Below are 23399 nucleotides of genomic sequence, written 5' to 3'. Positions count from 1 at the left end.
GTGATCAGGAATTGCGGTAGTCGGAGGGCCGCGCTCCGGTGTGCCGCAGGAAAGCGGCCGACAAGGCGCCGGGAGTGGTGAACCCGCACCTTTCCGCGATCCGCGCGATCGGGAGGTCGGTGCCGCGCAGCAGTCTGCGCGCCTCCTCGATGCGGAGCCCGCCGAGGAAACGATGCGGTGTCTCACCGGTCTTCTCTTTGAAGACCCGGATGAAGTGGTAGACGCTCAGATGTACCTCATCGGCGATTTCGGCGACGCTGAGCGGGTCACCCAGCCGGTCACGCATCATCGCGACGGCGGCGCGGACCCGTTCGTCCTCCCGGCCGCCGCTCGGGGGGTCCGGTTTCCGCGCGTGGCGCGTGAGCAGGTGCACGGTGAGGAAGGCGGCCGCGGATTCGGCGTAGAGGTCGTCGTTCTCCCTCGCGTTCCCGACCGCCCGCACCAGTTCGTCGAGCAACGGATCTCCCCCGGCCACGGACGCCGCCATCGCTTCGTGGTCCACCGCACGGCCGCCCAGCCGCGCGGCGACCGCCTCCACCGAGGGACCCGGGATGTGCACCTGCAGGCTGCGCATCGAGGCGTCCCCGCGGTAGCGGCGCAGCACCGGCTTGCCGGGAACGGCGAGTTCGAGCCGTCCCGGCCCCCACTGGTGGCGAATCCACCGGCCTTCGCCGCGGGTCTCCATCACCGCCCGTCCCGAAAGCGGCAGGACGAGATGGAGATCCGCGACGGCGGGCAGCCGCAGGTCGTCGGCGACCGGAACGTGCTCGAACCGCTGGACGAGCAGCGACTTCCAACCGGAATCCTCCCAACTGCACGAGGTCCGCCGGACGTAACGGGACATGTCGAAACCGGTGTAGGGCTGAAGGTCGAATCGCTCGGAATCGAACACCACGACTTCGAGGCTAGCCGAGCAGTTCCCTCACGCGCGGGACGACCTGTTCGCCGTAGAGCCGGATCGAGTTCAGGCGCTGCTCGTGCGGAAGCGCGCCGACGCTGTATTTGAGCTGGAATCGCGACAGGCCAAGGGTCCGCACCGCCCACGCGATCTTTTGCGCGACGGTATCCGGCGAGCCGACGAACAGCGCGCCGCGCGACCCGGCCATGGCGTCGTAGTCGGCACGGGACATCGGGCCCCAGCCCCGTTCGGCGCCGATCTTGGCGAAAGCGGCCTGGTGATGCGCGAAATGCTGGGCGACGGCCAGCTCGTCGGTCTCGGCGACATGTCCAGGGCTGTGCATCGAGATCGGCAGCTCCTGATGACCGGCCTCCTTCACCGCACGCCGGTACAGGTCCGCGAGCGGGGTGAACCGCTCCGGCGACCCGCCGATCACGGCCATCACCAGCGGCAGGCCGTACGCGGCCGCGCGGACCACGGACTGCGGGGTCCCGCCGACGCCGACCCAGGCGGGCAGACCGCCCGCTTCGGTGACCGGGAACGCCTGCGCGCCTTCCAGCGCGGGACGGACGGTCCCGGACCAGTCGACCGGCTTCTCCCCCTGCAACCGGGTGAACAGGTCGAGTTTCTCGGCGAAGAGCACTTCGTAGTCGTCCAGCGAATAGCCGAACAGCGGGAACGACTCGGTGAACGAGCCCCGGCCGAGCGTGACTTCGGCGCGGCCACGGGAAACGGCGTCCAGCGTGGCGAATCGCTCGTACACCCGCACCGGGTCGTCCGAGCTGAGCACCGTGACGGCCGTGCCCAGCCGGAGCCGTTCGGTCCGCCCCGCGATCGCGGCCAGCACGACGTCCGGCGAGGACACCGCCATCTCCGCGCGGTGATGTTCGCCGACGCCGAAGTAGTCCACGCCCACCTGGTCGGCGAGGACGCCCTCGGCCACGACCTGACGGATGGCTTCGGCCTGGCTCACCGGCTGGCCGTCCCTGCCGTTCTCGACGTCGCCGAACGTGTCCAGGCCGAAGGTCGGCTCTTGCCGGGTGCCCAGGATCTCGTAACCCATTGTCCAACTCCTCAAGTAGTTGAACGCTCAAACGTCGGGTTCGGTGATCGTATTCCGCGGCGACCCGAGTCTCCGGCATGGCCACTGAAGGGACAGGGGCCGTTCGGTCCGGGCTCAGGCGCCGGCGATGTCGCGTGCCAGTTGGCGGGCATCGTTCATGGTGAACTTGCCGGTGATCTGGGTTTCCCCGCCGGTGATGGCGGACTGGATCATCGGCGCGGTCAGCACGCGGCTCTTCAGCACCATCGCGACCTGCTTGCCGACGTTCCCGGCGGTCCAGTCGGCCCACGTCCGCGCGCCCGCGTCGGTGAAGCTGAGCCCGACGAACGGGCCTCCCGACCGCGTGTCGAGCCGGGCGTTCGCGCGGCTGAGGTCGGCTCCGGTGAGGAACGCCGGGCCGAGCAGGTATCTCCTGCCCTCCACGCGGTCGCAGCTGACCAGCGGGAGCGCCGGATCGTCCCGGCCGTCCAGCGGATCCGGACCCGCCGAGCAGTCCAGCGCCGCCGCGGCGGCCTGTTGCCCGGCGGGATCGGTGCTCTGCCGGTCGGTCGCCGAACCTGTCGCCGGACCCGGCGGGAACTCGGCCAGGACCGGCCGGAACCGAGCCGCGACCCGTCCTTGATCGTGAAGCTGTCGCCCTCGGACTCGGCTTGACCGGAGACCCCGCCTTGGCAACCGGCGAGACCGAGCAGGACGAGCGTCACCACGACACGAAGTATTCGCACGGGGTCATTCTGTCGGATTCAGCGTCCGCGCGGGAAGGTTTCGCCTCGACGCCGGACCGTCCGTGCGAGCTTCGCCTCCAGCGCGGACACCGGGACCACGGGGCTCCCCTCCTGGCCGACCTCCGATCTAGTCGACCGCGACCGTGATCGCGGCCGTGTGCACCCGTCCACCGTGGGAGAACTCGAGGAACAGCCGGTACTCCCCGCGTTCCGAGAACAGGGAATGGAAGGTGAGCTCGCCGCCGGCCAGCGCCGCGCCGAGCGGCTGGACCGGATGCAGATGCGTGGCCGACAGCAGCATGGTGTGAAATCCGGTCATATGGCCGTTCGCACCCAGATGCGGATCGACCGCGGTGACGAACGCGCCGTCGGGGCCGCGGAGGGCGAAGCGGAGAACCTGTGCCCGCAGCGACGGGATCCGGGCCGCCCCGTCCACCCGCGTCACCCGGTAACCCGTGGCCGTCACGGTGTCCGCGGCGGGTGCGGGCACCGGCACGAACGTGGTGTCGCCGGGCACGGTGAACGGGACGCCGAGCACCACCGGATGTTTCGGATCCTTGGTGTCGAGCGGGACGAACTCGGCGAACATCCGGTACGCGCCGCCGTCGGTCAGGGTGAGGCTCGTGCGCCAGACGTCGCCGTCCAAAGTCGGATGCACGTGCTGGAAGACGTTCATGTCGTCGCGCACGGCGAAGAAATGCAGTTGTCTGGTTTGGTTGTCCAGGAAACGAGTGACCGGCCGTCCGTCGGGCCCGAGGATCCGGAAAGCGACCGGCACCTCGGGGCCCCGGACGGAGGGCGTGGTGATCCGCTCGAACCGGTAGCCGCTTTCGGCCTCCGACAGCCCGTCACTGTGCGCGGCGGGAAGCAGGTCCGCCGTCACGGTCTCGGCGGACCGCTGGTGAGCAGAATGCGCGGAGCCGGGTGTCGGCCGGAGCGCGACGAACACCGCGGCCACACCGAGCACCAAGGCCAATGCCAGGAACAACCAGTCCGTGAGCCGGGGTTTGCGCACGATCGCCCCCGGTCACTGCCCGCCGAGGTTCGGCTTCACCACGACCAGGCCCTGCTCGATGCCGTTGACGATGACGATGCCGCTGGAGAAGTACGGGTAATTGCTCCACGCCCCGTTGAAGTTCGCGGAGTTGCCCGAAGGGTAGATGTCGAAGTAGCCGACTTCGGACAGCTTCGCCGAAGCGACCCCGCTGACGTCGAGGATGCGCAGCCCCGCCTGGTAGTTCGCCTGGTAGGAGTACTGGCCCTTGATGTACTGGTTGTGGTCGATCGCGGTGGCCGGTGAACTGTAGACGCCGGTGTGCACCGGGGCGGACAGCTTCGCCAAATCCCAGACGTAGGTCTTGGTGCGCTTGTCGGTGCCGCGCGACTCGTCCAGTTCGTCGTCCAGCAGGAAGTACCGCTGGTCGCCGGTCAGCCAGCCCTGGTGCGAGTACTGCGCGCCCGAGTAGCCCTTGCGGGAGATCTGGACCGGCCTCGCCTTGTCGGTGACGTCGACGATGGTCAGCGTGTCCTCGTTGGCGTTGAAGCAGATTTCCTTGCCGCGGTACGCCGCGTCCGGTCCCCGGTAGACGACGCACTGCGTGTCGTGGGTGTAGCCGTCCTGCGAAACACAGCCCGCCTTGGACGGCGCCTTCGGGTTCTGGATGTCGACGATGTGCGGACCGCCGCTGCACGTGTTGGAGCCGATCGCGTAGGCGAAACCGGTCTCCTCGTTGATCGCGATGTTGTGCGCCGGACCGAATTCCCGGTACAGCGCGTCGGCGGTGAAGGTCTGCGGAGTGGTGACCGTGCGCAGTCTGGTCAGGTCGAACACCTGCATACCGTGCCCGGTGATGAAGTCGGCCACGATGAACGCGTGGTTCTTGTACACCTTCATGTCCCGCCACGAACTGCTGCCGCCGTTGGACGGCAGGTTGCCGAGGAACTTCGGCGAGGTCGGGACGCTCAGGTCGACGAACGCGGTGCCGTTGGTCCGGCCGACGATCGCGTATTCCTTGCCGGAGGAAGGATCGGTCCAGCCCCAGATGTCGTTGCCGTTCCCGCCGCCGAGACCGGACAACGGAAGCACGCTGAGCAGATCGACGTTCTTGCACGGGTATTTGTCGGCCATGCCGTTGACGCACGGAACACCCGCCGCGGTACCGGTGACGGCGTGCCGCTCGGCCGGCACGTGGTCGGCCAGGAAGGTCCTCGCCGCCGCCTGTCCCTCCGCCGTCTCGGGGTCGTGTGCGGACGCCGCCGTCATGGACAGCACCAGCGCGGAGGCCGTCACGACGGCCAGTCCGATCATGCGCACGATCTTCATCAGGCGCTCCTCAACGGGATTCCGGTTCGCCACCCGACGATAGGAGCGCCGGCTCCCGCCGTATCCCTTCGAAGGTCTGGCGCTTTTAACCGTTTTGCCGGACGTTGCGGAACGCGTCCCTGATTTCCGAAACCAGCAGCTTCAATTGCTTCAGCCCTGGGAAGTGGCCGCCGCGTTCCACTGACGCGAGTCGCGGTAGCGCCGCTCCGCCCAGCGTCGCGCGGTGAGCCAGGGATCGGCGGGGAACAGCGAGACTGCGGTGGGGACGGTCACCGGCTGAGCGGCCCGATCACCTTCTCGAACTCGACAATCGAGCCCGGCCGGCCGTGGGGTCAGGATCAGCGGAAGCGCCGCGCGCTCGGGCGAACGGACGTGCCAGAACGCGAGGTCCAGGCCGCCGAGCCGGAACCGGTGGTGCGGCCGCTTGTTCTCCCGAAATTGGCGGCGAGGCGTGCGTAGGTATCCCCGCAGCGCGGGTGCGCGAGCACGAGCAGTGCCTGGCGGTGCACCGGTAGCCTGCGCCACCGAGTGCCTCGTTCGCGGCGACGCCGTTGCAGGTGCCCGGCGAGGAACCGCAGGTGCGAACCGGACAGGTCGATCGCGGATGGGGAGACAAGCATGGCGAAAGCTCCTGGTCGAGCGAGTGATCTTGGTCGTGAACTCCTCTATCGGGTGCTTCGCCACATTCAGCGCCTGGGGACCGACGAACCCCAGCCTGTCACCACAAGGTCGGGAAGTGCTCACTGCCTGACGGATGATGTTCCGGGCGTGATACTGGCCTTCATGACTCCAGCGAACCGCCCAGACGAAGTCCGCTTGAGGGCGTTCACCGAGGCCGACCTCGCCTTTCTCGACCGCCTCTGCACGGATCCCGATGCGCTCGGCGAGTTCGAGTGGCCCGGATTCGGTGATCCGAGGGCACGCCGCAAGCGATGGGAGATCGACGGGTACATCTCCGCCGAGTCCGCGGCGGTTGCGATCGCGCGGGCCGACGACACGGTTATCGGCATCGCGACCTGGAAGCCCCCGCGGCTTCCCCTCGGGTGTCACCTACGAGATCGGCGTGGGAGTGCTACCCGAGCATCGTGGACAGGGGGTGGGCACGGTGGCGCAGAGGCTGCTCGTGGACTACCTGTTCGGCCGCACGACTGCGAACAGAATCGAAGCCCTCACCAATGGCGGTAACCTCGGCGAGCAGAAAGCCCTCGAACGCCTGGGGTTCCGCCGGGAAGGTGTCATGCACGGCAGGTCCTTCCAACACGGCGAGTATGTCGATGTGCTCGTCTACGGTCTGCTCCGCTCAGAGCATTGTCCGGGAACGCCATGAGCACTCCTCCCAACCCGTTCGGAGTGAGGGTGGAAGGCTCACTGGAACATCGGACCGCTTCTGGAAGGGGAGGGGATGGAGGTCGGGTTCATTCTGTTCGATGGGCTTCGTGATCCAGGTGGTTCCTGACGGTGCCGGCCGATCGGCCTCGTGCCGGATCCGTGCTCGGCCGCATCCGCCCGTGCCGCCAAGGCGCGAAGACCGCGAACATGACTTACCGGACACGGCCTCAGCACCGTTGGCGAGAGAGCGACTTACCTGGGGGCATGCCGAAGGGCCCGTCGCCGGTGTGGCTGGCGGGCTCTTCGGGGTCAGACGTGGTGGAGGGTGTTGCGGCGGGATCGTCGTAACGGATCCAGATACTGCGGCGGGATGAACTCCGGTAGCCCGTCGGCGGCCATGCGGACTTGCCAGTCACCGTGGTGGATCAGCCGGTGATGAAAACCGCACAGCAGTACCAGATTCCGGAGATCCGTGGGACCGCCATCTGCCCAGTGGTGAATGTGGTGAGCATGACAATTCTTGGGCTTGCGGTGGCATCCGGGGAAGGCACAGCCGCCGTCGCGGAGGTTTAAGGCGCGGCGTTGGCCAGGTGTGACGAATCGCCTGAGCCGCCCTACGTCCAGCGGCTCCCCGGCCACACTCATGACGACCGGCAGCATCAGGCAGTCGCAGGCGGCGAGGCGGGCGTCGCGGGCGGTCATGGTCCCGATGAAGTCCAGGCACGCGGTCCCGAGACCGGTCTTGAGCTCGTCGAGTCCGATGGTGACGTGCACCAGGGTGCGATACCCGCTGGTGCCGGGCTGGTCGGGGCAGGCGATCGCGAGGTCGAGGATGTCGACCCAGGCGTCGCCCATGCGCTCGCACTTTATGCGCAGATCCGCCTGCCCGAACTCGTCCACCGGCCGCGGCGCCGCATACGCCTCAAGAGCAGCGGCGGTGCGGGCACCGGTCTCGTCATCAAGCAAGCCAGTCAGCTTCCAGAACCCGTCTTTCCGGCGTTCGAGCGTGATTTCCCGGCGCGGCTGAGCAGGTTCGGGATCCTTCGGCTCGTTCCCGTCCGGGTCGAGCCACGCGAGCAGTTTCGCCGCGGCGTCCACGAGCTGCCGCGGACCCGCGTCACGGGCAAGGTCGGCAAGGATTTTCTCCGCACTCGCCCGATCCTCAGTGGAGGTTTCGGCCGGGAGCTTCTTCAAGATGTCCAGGATCTGCTCGATCCGCTCATCCCCGACCAACCCCTCCGCAGCCACCGCAGCAGTAGCCGGTGCGACAGCGGGAACCTCACTGCCATCCAAAGTACGGGTCGGGTGCAACGCGATCGCCCGGTTCACCACCGGCCTAGCCTCACCCACCGACAACCCAGCCACATCAGCGAACCACCTGGCCGTGCAGCCATACCCGTACAAGTCTTTGACACCCCGAGACTCGATCTCCGCCAAATACCGCCCCAACCCAGCGGTAGCCATCCGAATCACCCGCAAAGACTGCTGCACACCACGAGCAAGCTCCAGCTTGCCGGCACGCCACAACTCCTGCGGCAACTCGGGAAGAACGGTCTCGGACACCCCTCGATAATACCCCAAATCAATCGAACAAGTGTTCGTAATTTTATGTGACCGCGAATCCGCAGATTTACCTCTTCCGGGTGGTCTGGCACAGCACTCCACGCCATCGAGAGGCATAAAGGCCGAGCAAGAATGAAACGTTCCCGGCAGAGCAAGCTCGCTTCCGCCCTTGCCCCGCGGCGCCCCACTGAAGACATCGCCAGTTCGCGTGATGCGACAAGAGCGTTCCGGACGTCGCGGCTATTCTGTAGACCGGTTTTGGCGCCTGATGACGCGTAGCAGGATGCCGGTGAAGCACTTGAGCGCCGGCGCACTTTGCCTTTTCATCGGACCGTAGTCGTAGATGCCGACGGCACCAGGTCGCGATCATGTCCGAGAGGGGTGGATTGCTGCCGCCCGGCGAACGCGGCGAGGTCGTCGTGGGACAGTTTCACATCGGCAAGGTGCTCAAGACCGAAATCCGAAAGCCTTGCGGGACGACGACTAACGCCGCGCGAGTTCTTCCGCCGTCGGCAGCGGCCACTCGTAGCGTTCCTTGGCAATGCGCAGGTGGACCCACGTCTCCGCGGACACGACGTCGGGTCTGCCGCTGATCTCCTCCAGCGCCCGGTCGAGGTCGCGGGCGGACTGCGCCGCGATGGTGGCGACGACGTCGAACCGGCCGATGGTCCTGGCGAGGAATTCGGTGTCGTCGCGTGCGGCGAGCGCCGCCGTCACGGACTCCCCGGCGCCACGCACGTTCAGGCCGAGCCCGCAGACCAGACCGGCGTCCGGCCGGGCGCGGCTGAGCACCGGCGCGATCCGCATGACGTCGTGTTCCACGAGGAAGCGCACCCGGGTGCGCGTGGCCGACGGTGACAGCCCGACGTGTTCGGCGATGCGCGCGTAGCTTTCTCGCCCATCGGCCTGCAACCGCAGCAGGATCGCGAGGTCGCGGTCGTCGAGCCGCAACCAGGGCGGCAATGGACGGCCGGGCATGAACAGGCCCTTGACCACGTCCACGTAGACGAGCGTGTTGACCTGTTCCACCTCCGGCAGGCCCCGGATGTCCGCCACCGTGCGGTAGAGCTCCGAGGGATCAGGCAGCCGCAGCTCGGCGACGGTCTGGTACTCCCCGCTCACCGCGGAGACGAACGCCGCGGCCGGCAGCGCCGCGATGGCGTCCGTCGTCGCCTGCGACCGGCCGGACGTACGGATCGCCAGATGCGCGTACGCGGTCAGGCCGAGGAACTCGGGATGGACCGCCGCGACGACGCTGAGTGAACCGTCTGCCTTCAGCTGCTCCAGCCGCGCCGACACGGCCGACCGCGACGCACCGACGCGATGGGCCAGCTCGGCCACGCTCATCCGGCCGTCCGCGCGCAAAGCCGCGATCAACGCGTCGTCCACGACGATTTCTCCTCTGCTGAATTTCCGCCGAGCCGCAGCACCATATCATCGACAAAAACCGCTTACGGACGACAAGGATTGCACGTTCTGCACCCCATCACCGACGTATCGATCGTGAACACCGTCCGTGCACGACCGATCTGATTGCGTTCGAGGTTTTCGTCGCTTACCTTCGCCCCACTTCACCGACGAACCCCTGGAGTCCGCGCGATGCGTCTGTTGCCCCTCGATCGTTCAGTCCTCGACGCGAGAGCGACGATCCTGCTTCCGGATGAGCTGGTGACCGTCGACGACGCCACCGAAGGCGCCGAAGCGGTGCTCGTGTTCGGCGAGGAGATCGCCGCGGTCGGCTCCGTGAACGAGTGCCGGGCCCGCGCCGCGAGCCTCGGCCGTCCGGAGCCGGAAGTGCGACGGCTGCCGGGAACGCTCCTTCCGGGTTTCATCGACCCGCACGCGCATCCCCTGATGTACGGGCAGATGATGACCTGGGTGGACTGCGGCCCCGAGCGCGCGTCGACCATTTCCGAGATCGTCGCGCTGCTGCGCGAAGCGGCCGAAAACACCCCGTCGGGCAAGCCCGTCCGCGGTTACGGCTACGAACACCGCAACCTCGCCGAAAAACGGCATCCCCGCAAGGAGGAACTCGACGCGGTCGCCGAAGACCGCGAGGTCTATCTCATGAACGCCAGTGGGCACGGCGGCGTGGTCAACGGCTTCACGTTGCGGCGCAACGGTGTCACCCGCGACACCCCGGATCCCGACGGCGGGGTGTTCTTCCGTGACCAGCGCGGCGAGCTCACCGGCGAGCTCTCGGACGCGGCGTGCAACATCCTCACCGGTGTCACCGGGGTGAAGGTCGGGCGGCACGGGCCGAACTTCCATCTCGAGGACGAGCCGGAGGAGCACGCGAGGCAGCTGGCCGCCGCGCAGGAGAAGTTCCTCGCCGCGGGCGTGACCGCGATCGGCGACGCCCAGGTGACGCGCCGCGAATTCGACCTGTACCTGCGGCTGGACGAAGCCGGGCAGCTCAAGACCCGGGTGCACCTGTACCTGCTGTCGCATCTGCTGGACCAGGCTTTGGAAATGGGGCTGCACGGCGCTTTCGGCACCCCGCGCCTCGCGTTCGCGGGGATCAAGTTCTACGCCGACGGCACGCTCGGCGGCTGGACCGCGTACTTCCCGGACGGCTACGTCGGCGACCCGTGCCGCACCGGGCAGCTCTACCACGACCCGAAGGACTACGCCGCGCTGATCGGCAAGGCACACGAGGCCGGGCTCCAGACCGCGACCCACGCCCAGTCCCCCGACGCGATCGTCATGGTGCTCGACGCCATCGAGGACGCGCAGCGGCGAAATCCCCGGCCCGACGCCCGTCACCGCATCGAGCATTGCGGGCTGCCGTCACCGGAGCAGATCCGGCGAATGGCCACGCTCGGCGTCCATCCGGTCAATCAACCACAGCACTACTACAACTGGGGCGAAGGCGTCACGGACGCCGTGGGCACCCCCGGCGAGCGCTTCAACCCCCTCGGCGAGTTCCAGGCGGCGGGTGTCCCGATCACGCTGAGCTCGGACGCCCCGGTCGCGGAACCGAACCCGCTCGAAGCCATCCAGACCGCGGTGACCAGGACGACCCGCCGCGGTCACCGGCTCGGCGGCGACGAACTGCTGATCGACGTCCGGTCGGCCGTCGCCGCCCACACGATCGCCGGTGCCAGGGTGCTCGGCCGTGAGCGCGACCTCGGCTCCATCACCCCCGGCAAACGCGCCGATTTCGTGCTGCTCGGCGAGAATCCCCTCACCTGCGATCCCGACAGGATCGCCGGTGTCCGCGTGCTGGAAACCTGGATCGACGGCGAGGTGGCCCGATGACCGTCCAGACCGGCACCCCGTCGCTCCGCCGAGCCCGCCGGGCCGGGCTCGCGGCCTTCGTCGGTACCACGATCGAGTGGTACGACTTCTACATCTACGCCACGGCGGCGAGCCTGGTCTTCGGCACCGTGTTCTTCCCCGAAACCGGCGACCGGCTGACCGGGGTCGCGGCGGCCTTCGCCACCTACGCGGTCGGGTTCTTCGCCCGGCCGCTCGGCGGCATCGTGTTCGGGCACGTCGGTGACCGGGTCGGCCGCAAGACCGCGCTCGTGGTGACGCTGACCATGATGGGCGCGGCGACGTTCCTCGTCGGCTGCCTGCCCGGCTACGCCCAGATCGGCACGTGGGCGCCCATTCTGCTCGTGGTGCTCAGGTTCGTCCAAGGGCTGGCCGTCGGCGGCGAGTGGGGCGGCGCCGTGCTCATGGCCGTCGAACACGCGCCGCCGGGCAAGAAGACCTTCTACGGCGCCTTCGCCCAGGCGGGAAACCCGGCGGGCGCGCTGCTGGCCACCGGACTGTTCGGTCTCCTGAGCATCGGCGGCACCGAATGGCTCACCACGTGGGGCTGGCGGATCCCGTTCTTCGCGTCCGTGCTGCTCATCGGCGTCGGCCTCGTCGTGCGGCTGAAGGTCGAGGAGTCACCGGTCTTCGAGGAAACCGCCGAAGAACCCGGCGTCCCCGTCCTGTACGCCGTCCGGACGAATTGGAGGCCGATCCTGCTGGGCATCTGCGTGCTGCCGGTCGCTGTCGGCGGCTATTACCTCGTCACCACCTTCGCGACGGCGTACGCGACCGATCCGGCCGTCGGCGTCTCGGAATCGCTCGTGCTCAACGCGCTGACCATCGCCGCGTTCGTCGAACTGGTCGTCACCTTCGGCGCGGCCTGGCTCGGCGATCGCTTCGGCCGGGTGCGGGTGGTCGTGTTCGGCCTGGTCGGCGTCGCCGTGCTCGCGGCCCCGCAGTTCCTGGTGCTCTCGACCAGGAACGCGGCGCTGATCATCGCGGCGTTCGTGGCGATGCGCCTCGCGATGACGGCGACCTACAGCCCGATCGCCGCCATCCTGTCGCAGATGTTCCTCCCGCGGGCGCGGTACACCAGCATCTCGCTGTCCTACCAACTGGCAGGCGCGCTTTTCGGCGGCTTGTCGCCGTTGGTGTCGACCCTGTTGTTCCAGGCGACGGGCAGTGTCTGGCCGGCGATCGGCCTGCTGATCGGCATGTGCGTGCTCAGCATCGCCTGTGTGCTGGCCGCGCCGCAGCACACCGACTCCCCGGCCACGGTCTAGCGGATACGCAGGCGCCGCAGGAGTTTCAGCCCCGACAGCATCCCCTCGACGTACTTCTCGTAGGTCTGGCCGCCGCGGGGACCCATGACCTGTTTCTTGAGCACCGCCACGTTCTTCACGTCGGTGTACTTGAGCAGGCCCTGGTCCCCGTGGCGGGCGCCGACGCCAGAATTCTTGACGCCGCCGGACGGTGTCCCCTTCGCGGCGTACGCGGTGGCGAGGATGTCGTTGATGTTGACGTTGCCGGATTCGATCCGCGCGGCCACGGCACGCGCGGCGCCGACGTCACCGCCCCAGACGGAGGCGTTGAGGCCGTACTCGGTGTCGTTGGCGAACGCGACAGCCTCGTCGATCGTGCGGTACTCGTGCAGTGCCACCACGGGTCCGAAGGTTTCGGTGACGCCGCAGAGCATGTCCTTCGTGACGCCTTCGAGAATCGTCGGTTCGAAGAACGCCGGGCCGAGGTCGGGTCGCGGCTTTCCTCCACAAAGGACGGTCGCGCCCTTCGCGACGGCGTCGTCGACGTGCGCCTTGACCCGGCTCAGGTGGTCGGCGGAGACGAGGGAGCCCATGTCGGGCCCGAAGTCGTAGGCGGCGCGGACGTCGAGCGCCTTGGTCTTGGCCACGTACGCGTTCTTGAACTCTTCGTACCGGGACTCCGGCAGGTAGATCCGCTCGATGTGCATGCAGATCTGCCCGGTGTTGCCGAAAGCGCCGAAGATCGCGCCCCGCACGGCCTCGGCCAGGTCGGCGTCCTCGAGCACGATCATCGGATTCTTGCCGCCGAGTTCGAGACAGCAGCCGATGAGGTTGCGGCCCGCCCGTTCGCCGATCACCCGGCCGGTGGCGGTGGAACCGGTGAACATCACGTAGTTCGCCTGATCGACCAGAGTGGGGCCGACGTCCGGACCCTCACCGCACACCACCTGGAACAAGCCCTTCGGCAGTCCGGCCTGCTCCAGCAGCTCCACGCCGTAGAGCGGGGAGAGCGCGGTCTTGTTGTCGGGTTTCAGCACCACCGCGTTTCCGGCCATCAACGCCGGGACGGCGTCGGAGATGCCGGTGGCGAATGGGAAGTTCCACGGCGCGATGATCCCGACCACGCCCTTGGGCCGCCGGATCTCGGTCGACGTCGTCAGAAACGGGATCGGTCCGCCGCGGTGGGCCGGCGTCAGCAGTTTGGCGGCCCGCGTCAGGTAATGGCTCATCACCATCGCCGGATCACAGGTCTCCTCGATCGCCATCCGCCGGTTCTTTCCGCTCTCGACCTGGATGAGGTCGGCGACGGCCGGCGCGTTGTCGACGATGAGCGTGTGCGCCCGGTTGAACACCTCCAGCCGCCGTTTGACCGGGGTGGCGGCCCACTTCTCCTGCGCGGCGCGCGCCGTGACGAACGCCTGCTCGATGTCCGAGGGTGTCGACTGGGGCAGCTCGACGAGCACGTCGCCGGTGTAGACCTCGGTGAGCTTCCAGGTCGCGCCGGACGAGCCCGGCACTCGGGCGGCCAGCCGCCGCAGGAACGCGTCGGTCACCGACGCCGGACGGGTGAGCGCGAGCGGTGTGACGGTCATGACCCTCTTTCCGTCAGTTGTCCGAAAGAACGAGCTGCGCGCCCATTTCGCCGATCATGATGGCGGGCGCGTTGGTGTTGCCGCCGGTGATCGACGGCATGATCGAGGCGTCGCAGACCCGCAGGCCGTCGACCCCGCGGACCTTGAGGTCGGGACCGACGACCGCGAGTTCGTCGACACCCATCCGGCAGGTGCCGACGCCGTGGTAGACCGACGTCGCGCGATTCAGGATCGCGTCGCGCAGCTCCTGGCCACGCAGCCCCGTGCCGGGGTGGAGTTCTTCCTTGATCGAGCCGTTGAAGGCCTTCGAGCCGAAGATCTCGCGGACCATCTCCGAGCCCTCGCCGAGCACTTCGAGATCGGCCGGATCGGACAGGTACCGGGGGTCGATGAGCGGCGCCACCGTGGGATCGGCCGAGGCGAGCCGCAGCGTGCCGCGGCTCTTCGGGTAGATCAGCGTGGTCAGCACGGTGAGCGCGGGCCGCTTGTCGACGTCGTGCCGGATCGGCGCGTCCTGGTTGGGCGTCACGTAGGCCCACGGAAGGAGGTGCAGCTGGAGGTCGGGCACCTCGGCGGCCTGGGAGGTCTTGAGAAAGGCGACCGCCTCGAAGACCGAGTTCGCCAGGAACGTCGTGCCGGGCCGCATCAGCTCGCTGACGAGGCCGCGCGCGAAGTACGGTGGCGTGCCCCTGTTCTTGCTCGACGACGCGCGGAAGGTCAGCGCGTGGAACATGTGGTCGTGCAGGTTGTCGCCGACCGGCAGATCCGCGACGACGTCGATACCGTGCTCCTTGAGGTGCTCGGCGTGGCCGATCCCGGACAACATCAGCAGGTGTGCGGTCCCGACGAAACCTGCCGAGAGGACGACCTCCTTGCCCGCGCGCAGCGTTCGCTGTCCCCTGTTCGCGTCGACGACCTCGACACCGACGGCACGGCCGTTCTCGATGAGCACCTTCTTCGCCAGCACGCCGGACTGGACCCGCAGCGTGGCGGGCGCGAGATGGTGGATGTAGCCGCGCGAGGCGCTGTAGCGCAGGCCGTCGGCGGTGTTCTGCTGCATCAGGCTGACGCCCTCTTGGGATTCGGCGTTGTAGTCGTCGAGGATCTCGCAGCCGATCGCCTCGGCGGTCGCCTGGAGGAACTGGAGCGTGCCCTCCTGCGGGGTCTTGTTGCGGGTGACCCGGATCGGACCGCCCGAGCCCCGGAACTCGGTCTCGCCGTCCTCGAAGTCCTCCATCCGCTTGTACGCGGCATTGACGCTGTCGGCGTCCCAGCCCTTGTTGCCCTCGGCGGCCCAGAAGTCGAAGTTCGCGCGGTTGCCGCGCACGTAGACCATGCCGTTGATGGAACTGGAGCCGCCGACCACCTTGCCGCGCGGTACCGGCATCCGCCGATCGAGAACATGTTTCTGCGGCACCGAGTAGTAGCCCCAGTCGAAGGGTTTCTTGAGCCGGGGCACGGCGTGCATCGGGCCGACCAGCCCCGGCTTCTTGACGAGCATCCTGTCGTCGCTCTTCCCCGCTTCGAGCACGATCACGCTGGCCCCGGACTCCGCCAACCTGCCCGCGATCGCGGCACCCGAGCTGCCCGACCCGACGACCACGTAGTCGGCCTCGTCGCCGCGCGCAGCCCTGTTCGCCATGTCCGCTCCTCGGTCCGCCCACCGGACAGAACTGCAACCTGTTCTAGTTCTGTCATCGTATAGCGGGACCTGCCGGTTCCGCAACGGGCCGCCGTTCCCCGGCCGGCCTTCGAGACCTCAGCGCAGCGGCTTGAGCACCTTCGCGAGCGGCTCCGGCACGGCGGGCGTGTGCGGCGGCGGCAGGTAGGTGATCGCCAGGTCGAGACCCGCTTCGCCGAGTGCCTCGACGTCGGCGGCGACCTGGGCGTAGTCGCCGTCCTTGCCGAGGCGGACGTGCGAGGACAAGGTGATCTCGCTCGGCTCCCGGCCGATGTCCGCGCAGTGCCGGTGCAGTACCTCGCGGCCGTGCGCAAGGTCCGCTTCTCGCCGCTGCCGCCGATGCAGATCGGCGGATGCGGCTTCTGCACGCCCTTGGGTTCACACCGGGCGTCGGTCAGCTGGTAGTGCTCATCCCGGAATGTGGTGGTCTCCCAGGCCAGCATGCCGTACGCGCCGGATTCCTCCTCGTTCCAGCCCGCGCCGATCTCCAAGCGGCCGCCGGAAACGATGTCCGGTGTCGCGGCCATGTTCGCGAGAAGCGCGGGGTGCCGGTAGTGGATCCCGCTGACCAGCGTGCCAAGGCGAAGCCGTTTCATGGCCTGCGCGAGCGCGGTGAGGGCCACCCACCCTTCGAGGCACGACCGGTCGAATCCGAGAAAAGTGATCGAAAGCCCAACCGGATTCGAACAGTTCGATCTCGTCGGCGGTCTGCCAGACGGCGAGCATGTCGGACCAACGGTGTCCTGTGGCGAAGGCGGTCTTCGGCGTCCACTTCGGACTCGAGCCCGCACCAGCCAGGCTTGGACAAGCCGGCGAGGGCGCCACACGTCGCCCCTGTCCCGGCCGGATACCTGGCGCGATTCACGTTGCCGCCAGGACGCCCGCCGTTCCCGGCGCTGACCACGCCTACGCCGCGCTGAACGCCGAAGCCGGCGAACTCGCCCCCGGACACCAGACGATCTTCGCCGCCGCCGGGAAAGCCCAGGTGACGATCACGCCGGCGTTCACGCGGCACTACCCTCTCCCCTGCTGTCCTAGGTTCCGGTGAGAATCGTCAGCCCATAGGCCGCCAGGACGCGGTTGACGGGGAAGAAGTAGCTGGTGCCGCCGCTGGAGCAGTTCCCGCTGCCGCCGACCAGTACCCCCTGCGCCTGCGTCCCGCTGACGAACGGCCCGCCGTTGTCACCCGGCTCGGCGCAGACGGAAGTGCGGGTCAGGCCGGTCAGCGTTCCCTCGGGGGAAGTGATCGACACGTTCTTCGCCTGGATGATCCCGCAGCGCCAGCCGGTGGTCGTGCCATACCTGCACACCGACGCGCCAACCGGCGCTTCGACCGATCCGGTGATCGTCACCCGGCTGTCGGTGGGCGGGATCGAGCCCACCAGCCGCCAGTCGGTCGTGTTGGTGATCCGGATGACGATCGCGCCCGTCGGCGGAGACTGGGCCGCCGCGACCACCCCGACGACGCGGCCCGCGCTGCGGACGGTGTCGCCGGGCCTGCCGCAGACGGAACTCGCGATCAGGTAGCCGGTGTTCCCGGAGACGGCGGCGAATCCCGCCGTGCACCGGGACGAGGCACCGGTCTGCAACACGCTCCCGCCACCGAGCGGGGCCGGCGCGCTCGCTTGCGCCGTCGGCGGCAGGGCCAGGCAGAAGACCAGGGCGAGGCCGGAAAGGAAGGGGAATCGGGGCAGTCTCATGGGACCCTCCGATGGCCGGGGATCCCCCGATCGTAACGAGCGAGGCGCCCCGGCCCATCCGCCGAACCGCGCATTCTCAGCGCCAGCCGAGCTCCGGCGCCACGTGGGTGAGGATGCTCTCCAGCACGTGCGCGTTGTACTCGACACCGAGCTGATTCGGAATGGTCAGCAACAAGGTGTCCGCGGCCTCGATCGCCTCGTCCTCCTTGAGCGCCCGCACCAGCTCATCCGGCTCCGCGGCATAGGACCGCCCGAAGATGGCCCTGGTCGTCTCGTCGATCATGCCAACCTGGTCCCGCGAATTCCGATCGCGGCCGAAGTAGGCGCGGTCGAGGTCGTTGGTCAACGCGAAGACACTGCGGCTGACCGACACCCGCGGCTCCCGCGCGTGACCGGCCTCCCTCCAGGCTTGGCGGTAGGCCTCGATCTGCTTGCGCTGCTGAACGTGCAGCGGCTCGCCCGTCTCGTCGTCCTTGAGCGTGGAACTCTGCAGGTTCATCCCCTGCTCGGCCGCCCACACCGCGGTCGCGTTCGAACCGGAACCCCACCAGATCCGCTCGCGCAACCCCGCCGAGTACGGCTCGAGCCGCAGCAGCCCCGGCGGGTTGGGGAACATCGGCCGCGGATTCGGCTGGGCGAAGCCCTCGCCGTCGAGCAGCTTGAGGAAGACCTCGGTGCGCTGCCGGGCCATGTCCGCGGCGGTCTGCCCCTCCGCGGGCCCGTAACCGAAATACCGCCACCCGTCGATCACCTGCTCCGGGGATCCCCGGCTGACCCCCAGCTGGAGCCTGCCCCCGGCAATGAGGTCGGTCGCGCCCGCCTCCTCGGCCATGTACATCGGGTTCTCGTAGCGCATGTCGATCACGCCGGTCCCGATCTCGATCTTCGAAGTCTTCGCGCCGATCGCCGACAGCAACGGAAACGGACTGCCCGCCTGCCGCGCGAAGTGATGCACACGGAAGTACGCGCCGTCCACGCCGAGCTCCTCGGCCGCCACCGCCAGGTCGATCGACTGATGCAGGAAGTCGGCGGCGGACCGGGTCTCGGAATGCGCACTCTCCGACCAGTGGCCGAAGGACAGGAAACCAATCTTTTTCACAGCACCTGTAGCGCCTGGTGAGGAGGTTTGATTCCCCTGCCGCCCACCTCGGCCAGTCGCTCCGCGCTACCAGCCGTCACGCTTCGCACTTCAGGCCTTTGTCCTGCGTCGGAGCTGCGAAAGCTGTCAGAGGGTAACCGATCATCGTCTCAATGTAGGTCTGCGTGACGATACGGACCCCCCTGATCGAGGCCTCCCCAGCGACGTATACTCTTCTCACATCAGCAAGTCCGAGTGGCGGAATGGCAGACGCGCTAGCTTGAGGTGCTAGTGTCCTTAACGGACGTGGGGGTTCAAGTCCCCCCTCGGACACACACGTTATCCACACGTGGAGAGGCGGTCACTACGACCGCCTCTTTTTTGTTGTCGTAGAGCACTTGCAGCCCGAGATCCCGGTAGACCTGCGTGATGCGGTCCGGCTTCCGCGAGTTGAGCGCCCGCTCGACATCACCCAGCGAGTCCAACATGGCGTACACCTCTGCCGCGTCGATTCTCGCGAACTCAGGTAGGTTCTCCAGTTCCTCTCGTGCCGCTTGGCGCTCCGCCTGAGCAAGGTTCATCGCGTCCACGAGCGCCGCCGGATCCACACCGGCCTCAATCGCCGCCTGATGCCGTCGCAACCGTGCCTCTGCGTCCTTCAACCGCTTCTCAACAGCCTCGCGTCCCGTTCCCGACCCACCCGGCTGGGCTCCGACCATCGCGGCCACAGTCCCGTCGCGGTTGTCCGGGTCGAACACTTGGCACAGCCAGGCATTGAGCGGCGGGATCACGACGTCCTCGCGAAGGTTCACCGTCTTCGGATGATCGGCCAGCACCGGCGACCCTGGCGCCATCGTCCGCGCGATGCACCGGTAGTAGATGCCCTTACGAATCACCGCACCCTGCATCCTCCGAGCGCAGATGTCACAGCGCACTAGCCCTTTCAGCAGGTACGTGTGCTTGACAGCGGGCCGGTCGCGCTCCAGCTTCGCGATGCCGCGCAGTCCACCGGCAGCCCGCGACCGGCGCATGAGCTGGGCCTGCGTGAAGTCCTCAAGAGAAACGATCTTCGGATGCGCCGACTGCCGTGAGCGCACAATGCGGTCAGGTGCCGCGCGCCGGAACCGGACCACATGCCCGGCACCGACGTCGTCAGGATTCAGGAGCGTCTCGTGCTTGGCCCACCGGCCGAAGATGGCGTACCCGGTGTAGCGCGGATTCTCCAAAATCGATCGCGTCGTGCTGCCCTGCCATCCGTCGGCAAGCCGATGCCGGTTCTGCTCCGGCCGCCGAGCAGAAGGGCACGGAATCCCATCGAGATTGAGCCCGTTCGCGATCGCGCGATCACCCTTCCCGTCGAGGTACTCGGCGAAGATCCGCCGCACGACCTCGGCAGCAGGCTCATCGATCGCGAGCACCCGCAGCCGGAAACCCTCCGCAGCCTTCCTGGGATTCGGATGAGGGCCGCCATCCACGACCACGTAGCCGTACGGCGCGCGGCCGCCCTGGTGCCGCCCCTCGTTGAGGACCTGCGCGTCCATCGCCGCCCTCACCCGAGCCTGAACGTGCTGCCGCTCCGACTCGCTCATGCCGCGCCTAGGGCCTGTATCGAAGTCTGTCAGAGCCATTCGTTGATCGCGGCGAGCTGGACCGTGGCTTCGTAGCGGACGGTGAGTTTGTCGTAGCGGGTGGCCACGGCGCGGTGGCGTTTGAGCCGGTTGATGCCGCATTCCACGGCGTGGCGCTGTGTGTAGATCTCGGGGTCGAAAGCCGGTGGCCGCCCGCCCTTCGACCCCTTCGTCTTGCGGTGCGCGTCCTGATCGGCCTTGCTCGGAATGGTCGCCCGGATCCCACGCTTGCGCGGGTGCGCTCGGTTGGCCTTCGAGGTGTAGGCCTTATCCGCCAGCACCCGATCAGGACGCGTGCGCGGCCGGCCACCGGCCGGCCGAGGCACCCGAATCCCGGCCAGGACCGGAATGAACTGCGGGCTGTCACCACGCTGCCCGCAGATCCGCCGGCGCCCCGGCATAGCCCTCGCGCTTACGCGACCAGGCGGGCGAATCGCTCCCGTCACCGTGGACATCCGGCTGGCCGGAGGCCACACGGGCGATCTCCGACCACGGGACAGCAGGATTGTTGAACGCCACACCAGCTCCACACCACCCACGCTCTGCCGTGGGGGAAGCCAGCGACAAATCACTCGAACATACGCACGAACTTTGTCGATGATCCTGACCCCTCGGGCGGTCTGCCGTCAAGCCGAGTGGCTGACATAACACCAGGTAGTGAACCCGCCACGGCCGACCAGTGACCCCCGGCAGGTAGTGACATGATTGACTCGACCTGATGACACACTAGGCCGTATGAGTGATCTGGAGGCGCAGTGGACGAGCCCGACCTGACCGGCGACCATGTACGAAGTCGCCGAGAAACCGTCCCTGGGCGGCAGCCGCTGGTACGTCCTGCCCGACGACACTACCTATTACGAGCCCTTCGACGGCACGCCCCGACCCGCCCTCGCCGCCTCCTCCACACTGCGCGGCATGCCGACCTGGACCGAAGTGGCGACGTAGCAGCACCATGCCAGGTCCGCTGCGGGGCGCCCGGTGGAGCCGTGGGACATGGACACGACATCAGCGCCGCACTCGACACAATGCAACAGGCGTATCCCCGCCCTCCCACGCTCGCCGCCGCAAACGGCCTGGGATCAACGGAAGCGAGTCCGCCTGATCAACCTCGGTCGCGCGCTGGTCTGGAACGCCCACTTCGTCGCGAGGGGATAGCCCGTCGAAACTGACGCCTAACGCGGCAGTAGACCGAAAACGGATGTAGTGGAAAATCGTGAGTGCACACGAGGAGACGAAGGATCCTTCGGTCGAGCGGGACCAGCTGCGCCGGGCGCTGGAGACCTTGCCGGTGATCGAACAGGCCAAGGGGATGTTGATGTTGTTACGGGGCTGGTCTGCGGAGCAGGCGTTCGCGGCATTGAAGACGATCTCCCAGCATACGAATGTCAAGCTGCACGACGTCGCGACGGTGATCGTCGCCGCAGGCGGCTACGTCGAGCCGCCCCGGCTCGATCGCGAAACGGTACGGGTGGTGCTGGCCGAGGCCCGAAGATCCGTGCTGGGCTCGTCTTTTGGAACGTAAGTGCTCGACGATGAACGACCCTGCCGACCGGGTCGAGCGAACCGTGGGCGCCTGCGCGTCCGCGGAACGGCGCCAGATCATGATCACGGTGAAATGGGCATGCCGCTACGGCTGGGTCCGCCGTGCCGCGGCCATGACCGACTTCGTTCTCCCGCTCATCGAACCCACCTTCGACATCGACCAGCTCATCGACACCTACACCACCCTGCGCGCCGCCGCACTGAACACCGGCGAAGAACGGATCGCCTGGCGCGCCGAATACCACCGGGCCAACCTCGTCCAGCACAGTCAGCCCGCCGAAGCGGCACGGCTGTTCCGTGACTGCGCCCAGGCCTTCCACCGCCTGGGCGCCGCCACCGAACTCGACCACACCCTCGCCAGAATCGACCCGCCCCCGGCCCGGCAGGGCCACGACACCACCGCGACGGCGGACTGCTGCTGAACCTCCAGAACAGGACTCTGGCCATGCCGAAAGCTTCAACCGGAGGGAGGTCGCGGGACGTGTCGTCGACGAGCGCGCATGCCTCGGACCGGACATCAATGCGAGCTCGATCCGCTCGCACCTGTTCCGCCACCTGATACTCGGCCGCGGCGACACCGCCCCGGTCGTCCGGCTTGTCAGCCGAATCTGTGGCTGGCCACGTTGTTTCTGAGTGCAGGCTTCAAGTTACGCGCTGCGCCTGGTGCGAACCCTTCGGAATCGCCACCGTAATCGCTGTTGAAGTACACGGTCACCGGCCTACTGGAACGATTCTGCGCCGACTTCGCTTTGTTCTTCAAGCATTGACCCGCCCCAGCTCCGGGCCCTATGAACTCGTAGCACGTCGGCTGCGTCGAACCGTAATTGCGAATGGAGGTGACGAAATCAGAAACAGCACCCGACAAGTTCAGGTTGTAGTTCAGACAGAACTCGCCGTCCTCGCAACGTCCATTTCGAGCTGCCGGTGCGGCACTGGCGACGCTCGTCAATCCCATAACCATCACTACACAGCCGGCCATCACCGTCATCACTCTGGCGACACGGTACGAAAATTTCGACACGCCTACCTCCTCGATCTGATCATCTGCGCCCGTGCTGCTCCAGGCACCGGCTCTCATACTGCACCGCGCCTAGCACAACAGGCCAGCCTTGCGCGAGCCGGCACGACCTCGCCGCTCATGCGGGACTCTGTATGCACGGACTGGAAACCGCATCTCAACACAGCCGCGACGGCGATACCGGCATCGGCTCGCCGATAAAATTGCGAAAATGGTGGTAGCGCTTACAGTCGGACGCATGAGGTAATGCGCTCATGACTTCATGCATTCAGGTGCGTCGCATCGCGAATGGGCATGGCAGACTCGACCGTGGGTGTGGATACCAGTTCGCCGCGCAGAGGAATGCTCGCCAGCCCATCGTGAACGATCTCTCGACTCCGAAACCGCAGGCGCCGGCGGCCGCCGTTGTAGTGCAGGTCGGCCACCTGTGGCGAGCACGGCGTTACTGCGGATGCCGGTGACCGCCAGCGGCGAGCAGCCGCAGCTCGGGCTCCCGCATCGCCAGGTTGTCACCGGCGTCCTCGACCTCCCGCAGAACCTGGCGCAGCAGCGGCGTTCACGGCGTCGTTGCTCGGCGATGTTCAGGGTCAGTCCCGAACCGGGAAGCGGTGGTGACCGGAGCAAGTGGAGCGGCGTCCTCTGAACGGCGATAGGTCCTGCTTCCCCGATCGGACTCGGCAGCACGCGGCGGGCAGATCCGGTGGGCGAGAGGCCGTCATCCGGGTGGATGATT

21 protein-coding genes, 1 tRNA gene and 3 pseudogenes are annotated in these 23399 nt (G+C 67.6%); 8 read left to right on the top strand and 17 right to left on the bottom strand.

Features of this window, described 5'->3' with window-relative positions; translation table 11 throughout:
- Window positions 1–4: 4 nt before the first annotated feature.
- The 7 genes and pseudogenes from P3102_RS15975 to P3102_RS15945 all read right to left on the bottom strand — a co-directional run.
- Complete coding sequence (locus tag P3102_RS15975) at window positions 5–895, bottom strand: AraC family transcriptional regulator (protein ID WP_276370122.1); 891 nt, start codon at window positions 893–895, stop codon at window positions 5–7.
- 10 nt (window positions 896–905) lie between these two features.
- Window positions 906–1961: an LLM class flavin-dependent oxidoreductase gene (locus P3102_RS15970; protein ID WP_276370120.1), complete on the bottom strand. Its 1056-nt coding sequence runs from the start codon at window positions 1959–1961 to the stop codon at window positions 906–908.
- Window positions 1962–2075: 114 nt separating this feature from the next.
- Window positions 2076–2636, bottom strand: coding sequence for a precorrin-3B C(17)-methyltransferase (locus P3102_RS15965; RefSeq protein ID WP_276370119.1), 561 nt, complete (start codon window positions 2634–2636; stop codon window positions 2076–2078).
- Window positions 2637–2813: 177 nt separating this feature from the next.
- Window positions 2814–3701: a hypothetical protein gene (locus tag P3102_RS15960; RefSeq protein WP_276370117.1), complete on the bottom strand. Its 888-nt coding sequence runs from the start codon at window positions 3699–3701 to the stop codon at window positions 2814–2816.
- Window positions 3702–3713: 12 nt separating this feature from the next.
- Window positions 3714–5009 carry a choice-of-anchor B family protein gene (locus P3102_RS15955; RefSeq protein ID WP_276370116.1) on the bottom strand — a complete coding sequence of 432 codons (1296 nt, stop codon included), beginning with the start codon at window positions 5007–5009 and terminating at the stop codon, window positions 3714–3716.
- Window positions 5010–5159: 150 nt separating this feature from the next.
- Complete coding sequence (locus P3102_RS15950) at window positions 5160–5282, bottom strand: hypothetical protein (RefSeq protein ID WP_276370115.1); 123 nt, start codon at window positions 5280–5282, stop codon at window positions 5160–5162.
- 158 nt (window positions 5283–5440) lie between these two features.
- A pseudogene (locus tag P3102_RS15945) lies at window positions 5441–5629 on the bottom strand (IS5/IS1182 family transposase); the annotation flags it as partial.
- 254 nt (window positions 5630–5883) lie between these two features.
- On the opposite strand from P3102_RS15945, the gene P3102_RS15940 reads away from it, so the two are divergent.
- On the top strand, window positions 5884–6336 hold the full coding sequence (locus P3102_RS15940; RefSeq protein WP_276370113.1) for a GNAT family protein: 453 nt from the start codon (window positions 5884–5886) through the stop codon (window positions 6334–6336).
- A gap of 311 nt (window positions 6337–6647) precedes the next feature.
- Here the strand turns inward: P3102_RS15940 and P3102_RS15935 are convergent, their stop codons facing one another.
- Both P3102_RS15935 and P3102_RS15930 read right to left on the bottom strand, forming a co-directional pair.
- Window positions 6648–7901, bottom strand: coding sequence for an HNH endonuclease signature motif containing protein (locus tag P3102_RS15935; protein WP_276370112.1), 1254 nt, complete (start codon window positions 7899–7901; stop codon window positions 6648–6650).
- A gap of 483 nt (window positions 7902–8384) precedes the next feature.
- On the bottom strand, window positions 8385–9290 hold the full coding sequence (locus P3102_RS15930; RefSeq protein WP_276370111.1) for an Lrp/AsnC family transcriptional regulator: 906 nt from the start codon (window positions 9288–9290) through the stop codon (window positions 8385–8387).
- 210 nt (window positions 9291–9500) lie between these two features.
- Here P3102_RS15930 and P3102_RS15925 point away from each other — a divergent pair, with 210 nt between their 5' ends.
- Together P3102_RS15925 and P3102_RS15920 are read left to right on the top strand one after the other, a co-directional pair.
- Window positions 9501–11162, top strand: a complete 1662-nt coding sequence (locus P3102_RS15925) for an amidohydrolase (RefSeq protein ID WP_276370109.1) — start codon at window positions 9501–9503, stop codon at window positions 11160–11162.
- On the top strand, window positions 11159–12448 hold the full coding sequence (locus P3102_RS15920; RefSeq protein ID WP_276370107.1) for an MFS transporter: 1290 nt from the start codon (window positions 11159–11161) through the stop codon (window positions 12446–12448). The genes P3102_RS15925 and P3102_RS15920 overlap by 4 nt, the downstream gene beginning before the upstream one ends.
- Here the strand turns inward: P3102_RS15920 and P3102_RS15915 are convergent.
- The 5 genes and pseudogenes from P3102_RS15915 to P3102_RS15890 all read right to left on the bottom strand — a co-directional run bounded on the left by P3102_RS15915 (window position 12445) and on the right by P3102_RS15890 (window position 18499).
- Window positions 12445–14019, bottom strand: a complete 1575-nt coding sequence (locus tag P3102_RS15915; RefSeq protein WP_276370106.1) for a succinic semialdehyde dehydrogenase — start codon at window positions 14017–14019, stop codon at window positions 12445–12447. The two genes, P3102_RS15920 and P3102_RS15915, sit on opposite strands and share 4 nt — an antisense overlap.
- Before the next feature lie 13 nt (window positions 14020–14032).
- Window positions 14033–15661, bottom strand: coding sequence for a GMC family oxidoreductase N-terminal domain-containing protein (locus tag P3102_RS15910; protein ID WP_276370104.1), 1629 nt, complete (start codon window positions 15659–15661; stop codon window positions 14033–14035).
- Window positions 15662–15778: 117 nt separating this feature from the next.
- Window positions 15779–16426 (bottom strand): annotated as a pseudogene (locus P3102_RS37825) (LLM class flavin-dependent oxidoreductase).
- A gap of 308 nt (window positions 16427–16734) precedes the next feature.
- Window positions 16735–17400, bottom strand: a complete 666-nt coding sequence (locus tag P3102_RS15895; RefSeq protein WP_276370103.1) for a S1 family peptidase — start codon at window positions 17398–17400, stop codon at window positions 16735–16737.
- Window positions 17401–17476: 76 nt separating this feature from the next.
- Entirely contained in the window at window positions 17477–18499 is a 1023-nt protein-coding gene (locus P3102_RS15890; RefSeq protein WP_276370101.1) for an LLM class flavin-dependent oxidoreductase, read from the bottom strand.
- Window positions 18500–18727: 228 nt separating this feature from the next.
- Between P3102_RS15890 and P3102_RS15885 the strand changes: the two genes are divergently transcribed.
- Window positions 18728–18811 (top strand) — tRNA-Leu (locus P3102_RS15885).
- Here the strand turns inward: P3102_RS15885 and P3102_RS15880 are convergent.
- Complete coding sequence (locus P3102_RS15880; protein WP_276370100.1) at window positions 18793–20019, bottom strand: recombinase family protein; 1227 nt, start codon at window positions 20017–20019, stop codon at window positions 18793–18795. The two genes, P3102_RS15885 and P3102_RS15880, sit on opposite strands and share 19 nt — an antisense overlap.
- Window positions 20020–20096: 77 nt before the next feature.
- A pseudogene (locus P3102_RS15875) lies at window positions 20097–20483 on the bottom strand (transposase); the annotation flags it as partial.
- 406 nt (window positions 20484–20889) lie between these two features.
- Here P3102_RS15875 and P3102_RS15870 point away from each other — a divergent pair.
- From P3102_RS15870 to P3102_RS15860, 3 genes are all read left to right on the top strand, one after another.
- Complete coding sequence (locus tag P3102_RS15870) at window positions 20890–21051, top strand: hypothetical protein (RefSeq protein ID WP_276370098.1); 162 nt, start codon at window positions 20890–20892, stop codon at window positions 21049–21051.
- Between the two features lie 268 nt (window positions 21052–21319).
- A complete protein-coding gene (locus P3102_RS15865) occupies window positions 21320–21628 on the top strand; it encodes an ANTAR domain-containing protein (RefSeq protein ID WP_276370097.1) in 309 nt (102 codons plus the stop codon).
- Window positions 21629–21638: 10 nt separating this feature from the next.
- A complete protein-coding gene (locus P3102_RS15860; RefSeq protein ID WP_276370095.1) occupies window positions 21639–22070 on the top strand; it encodes a hypothetical protein in 432 nt (143 codons plus the stop codon).
- Window positions 22071–22246: 176 nt separating this feature from the next.
- Here P3102_RS15860 and P3102_RS15855 read toward each other — a convergent pair whose 3' ends face one another.
- Complete coding sequence (locus tag P3102_RS15855; protein WP_276370093.1) at window positions 22247–22669, bottom strand: peptidase inhibitor family I36 protein; 423 nt, start codon at window positions 22667–22669, stop codon at window positions 22247–22249.
- A gap of 424 nt (window positions 22670–23093) precedes the next feature.
- On the opposite strand from P3102_RS15855, the gene P3102_RS15850 reads away from it, so the two are divergent.
- Complete coding sequence (locus P3102_RS15850) at window positions 23094–23309, top strand: hypothetical protein (protein WP_276370092.1); 216 nt, start codon at window positions 23094–23096, stop codon at window positions 23307–23309.
- Window positions 23310–23399: the final 90 nt, after the last annotated feature.

This window comes from Amycolatopsis sp. QT-25, from assembly GCF_029369745.1.
GTDB lineage: Bacteria > Actinomycetota > Actinomycetes > Mycobacteriales > Pseudonocardiaceae > Amycolatopsis.
Note: the sequence above shows the minus strand (reverse complement) of the source record. Positions and strands in the feature narration are given on the sequence as shown.

Bases quoted from the DNA above. Each gene is read 5' to 3' on its own strand.
- P3102_RS15940 (WP_276370113.1), top strand. From the start codon at position 5,884: ATGCGCTCGGCGAGTTCGAGTGGCCCGGATTCGGTGATCCGAGGGCAC.
- P3102_RS15925 (WP_276370109.1), top strand. From the start codon at position 9,501: ATGCGTCTGTTGCCCCTCGATCGTTCAGTCCTCGACGCGAGAGCGACG.
- P3102_RS15910 (WP_276370104.1), bottom strand. From the start codon at position 15,661: ATGGCGAACAGGGCTGCGCGCGGCGACGAGGCCGACTACGTGGTCGTC.
- P3102_RS15880 (WP_276370100.1), bottom strand. From the start codon at position 20,019: ATGGACGCGCAGGTCCTCAACGAGGGGCGGCACCAGGGCGGCCGCGCG.
- P3102_RS15920 (WP_276370107.1), top strand. From the start codon at position 11,159: ATGACCGTCCAGACCGGCACCCCGTCGCTCCGCCGAGCCCGCCGGGCC.
- P3102_RS15955 (WP_276370116.1), bottom strand. From the start codon at position 5,009: ATGAAGATCGTGCGCATGATCGGACTGGCCGTCGTGACGGCCTCCGCG.
- P3102_RS15860 (WP_276370095.1), top strand. From the start codon at position 21,639: ATGAACGACCCTGCCGACCGGGTCGAGCGAACCGTGGGCGCCTGCGCG.
- P3102_RS15915 (WP_276370106.1), bottom strand. From the start codon at position 14,019: ATGACCGTCACACCGCTCGCGCTCACCCGTCCGGCGTCGGTGACCGAC.
- P3102_RS15895 (WP_276370103.1), bottom strand. From the start codon at position 17,400: ATGAGACTGCCCCGATTCCCCTTCCTTTCCGGCCTCGCCCTGGTCTTC.
- P3102_RS15970 (WP_276370120.1), bottom strand. From the start codon at position 1,961: ATGGGTTACGAGATCCTGGGCACCCGGCAAGAGCCGACCTTCGGCCTG.
- P3102_RS15870 (WP_276370098.1), top strand. From the start codon at position 20,890: ATGTACGAAGTCGCCGAGAAACCGTCCCTGGGCGGCAGCCGCTGGTAC.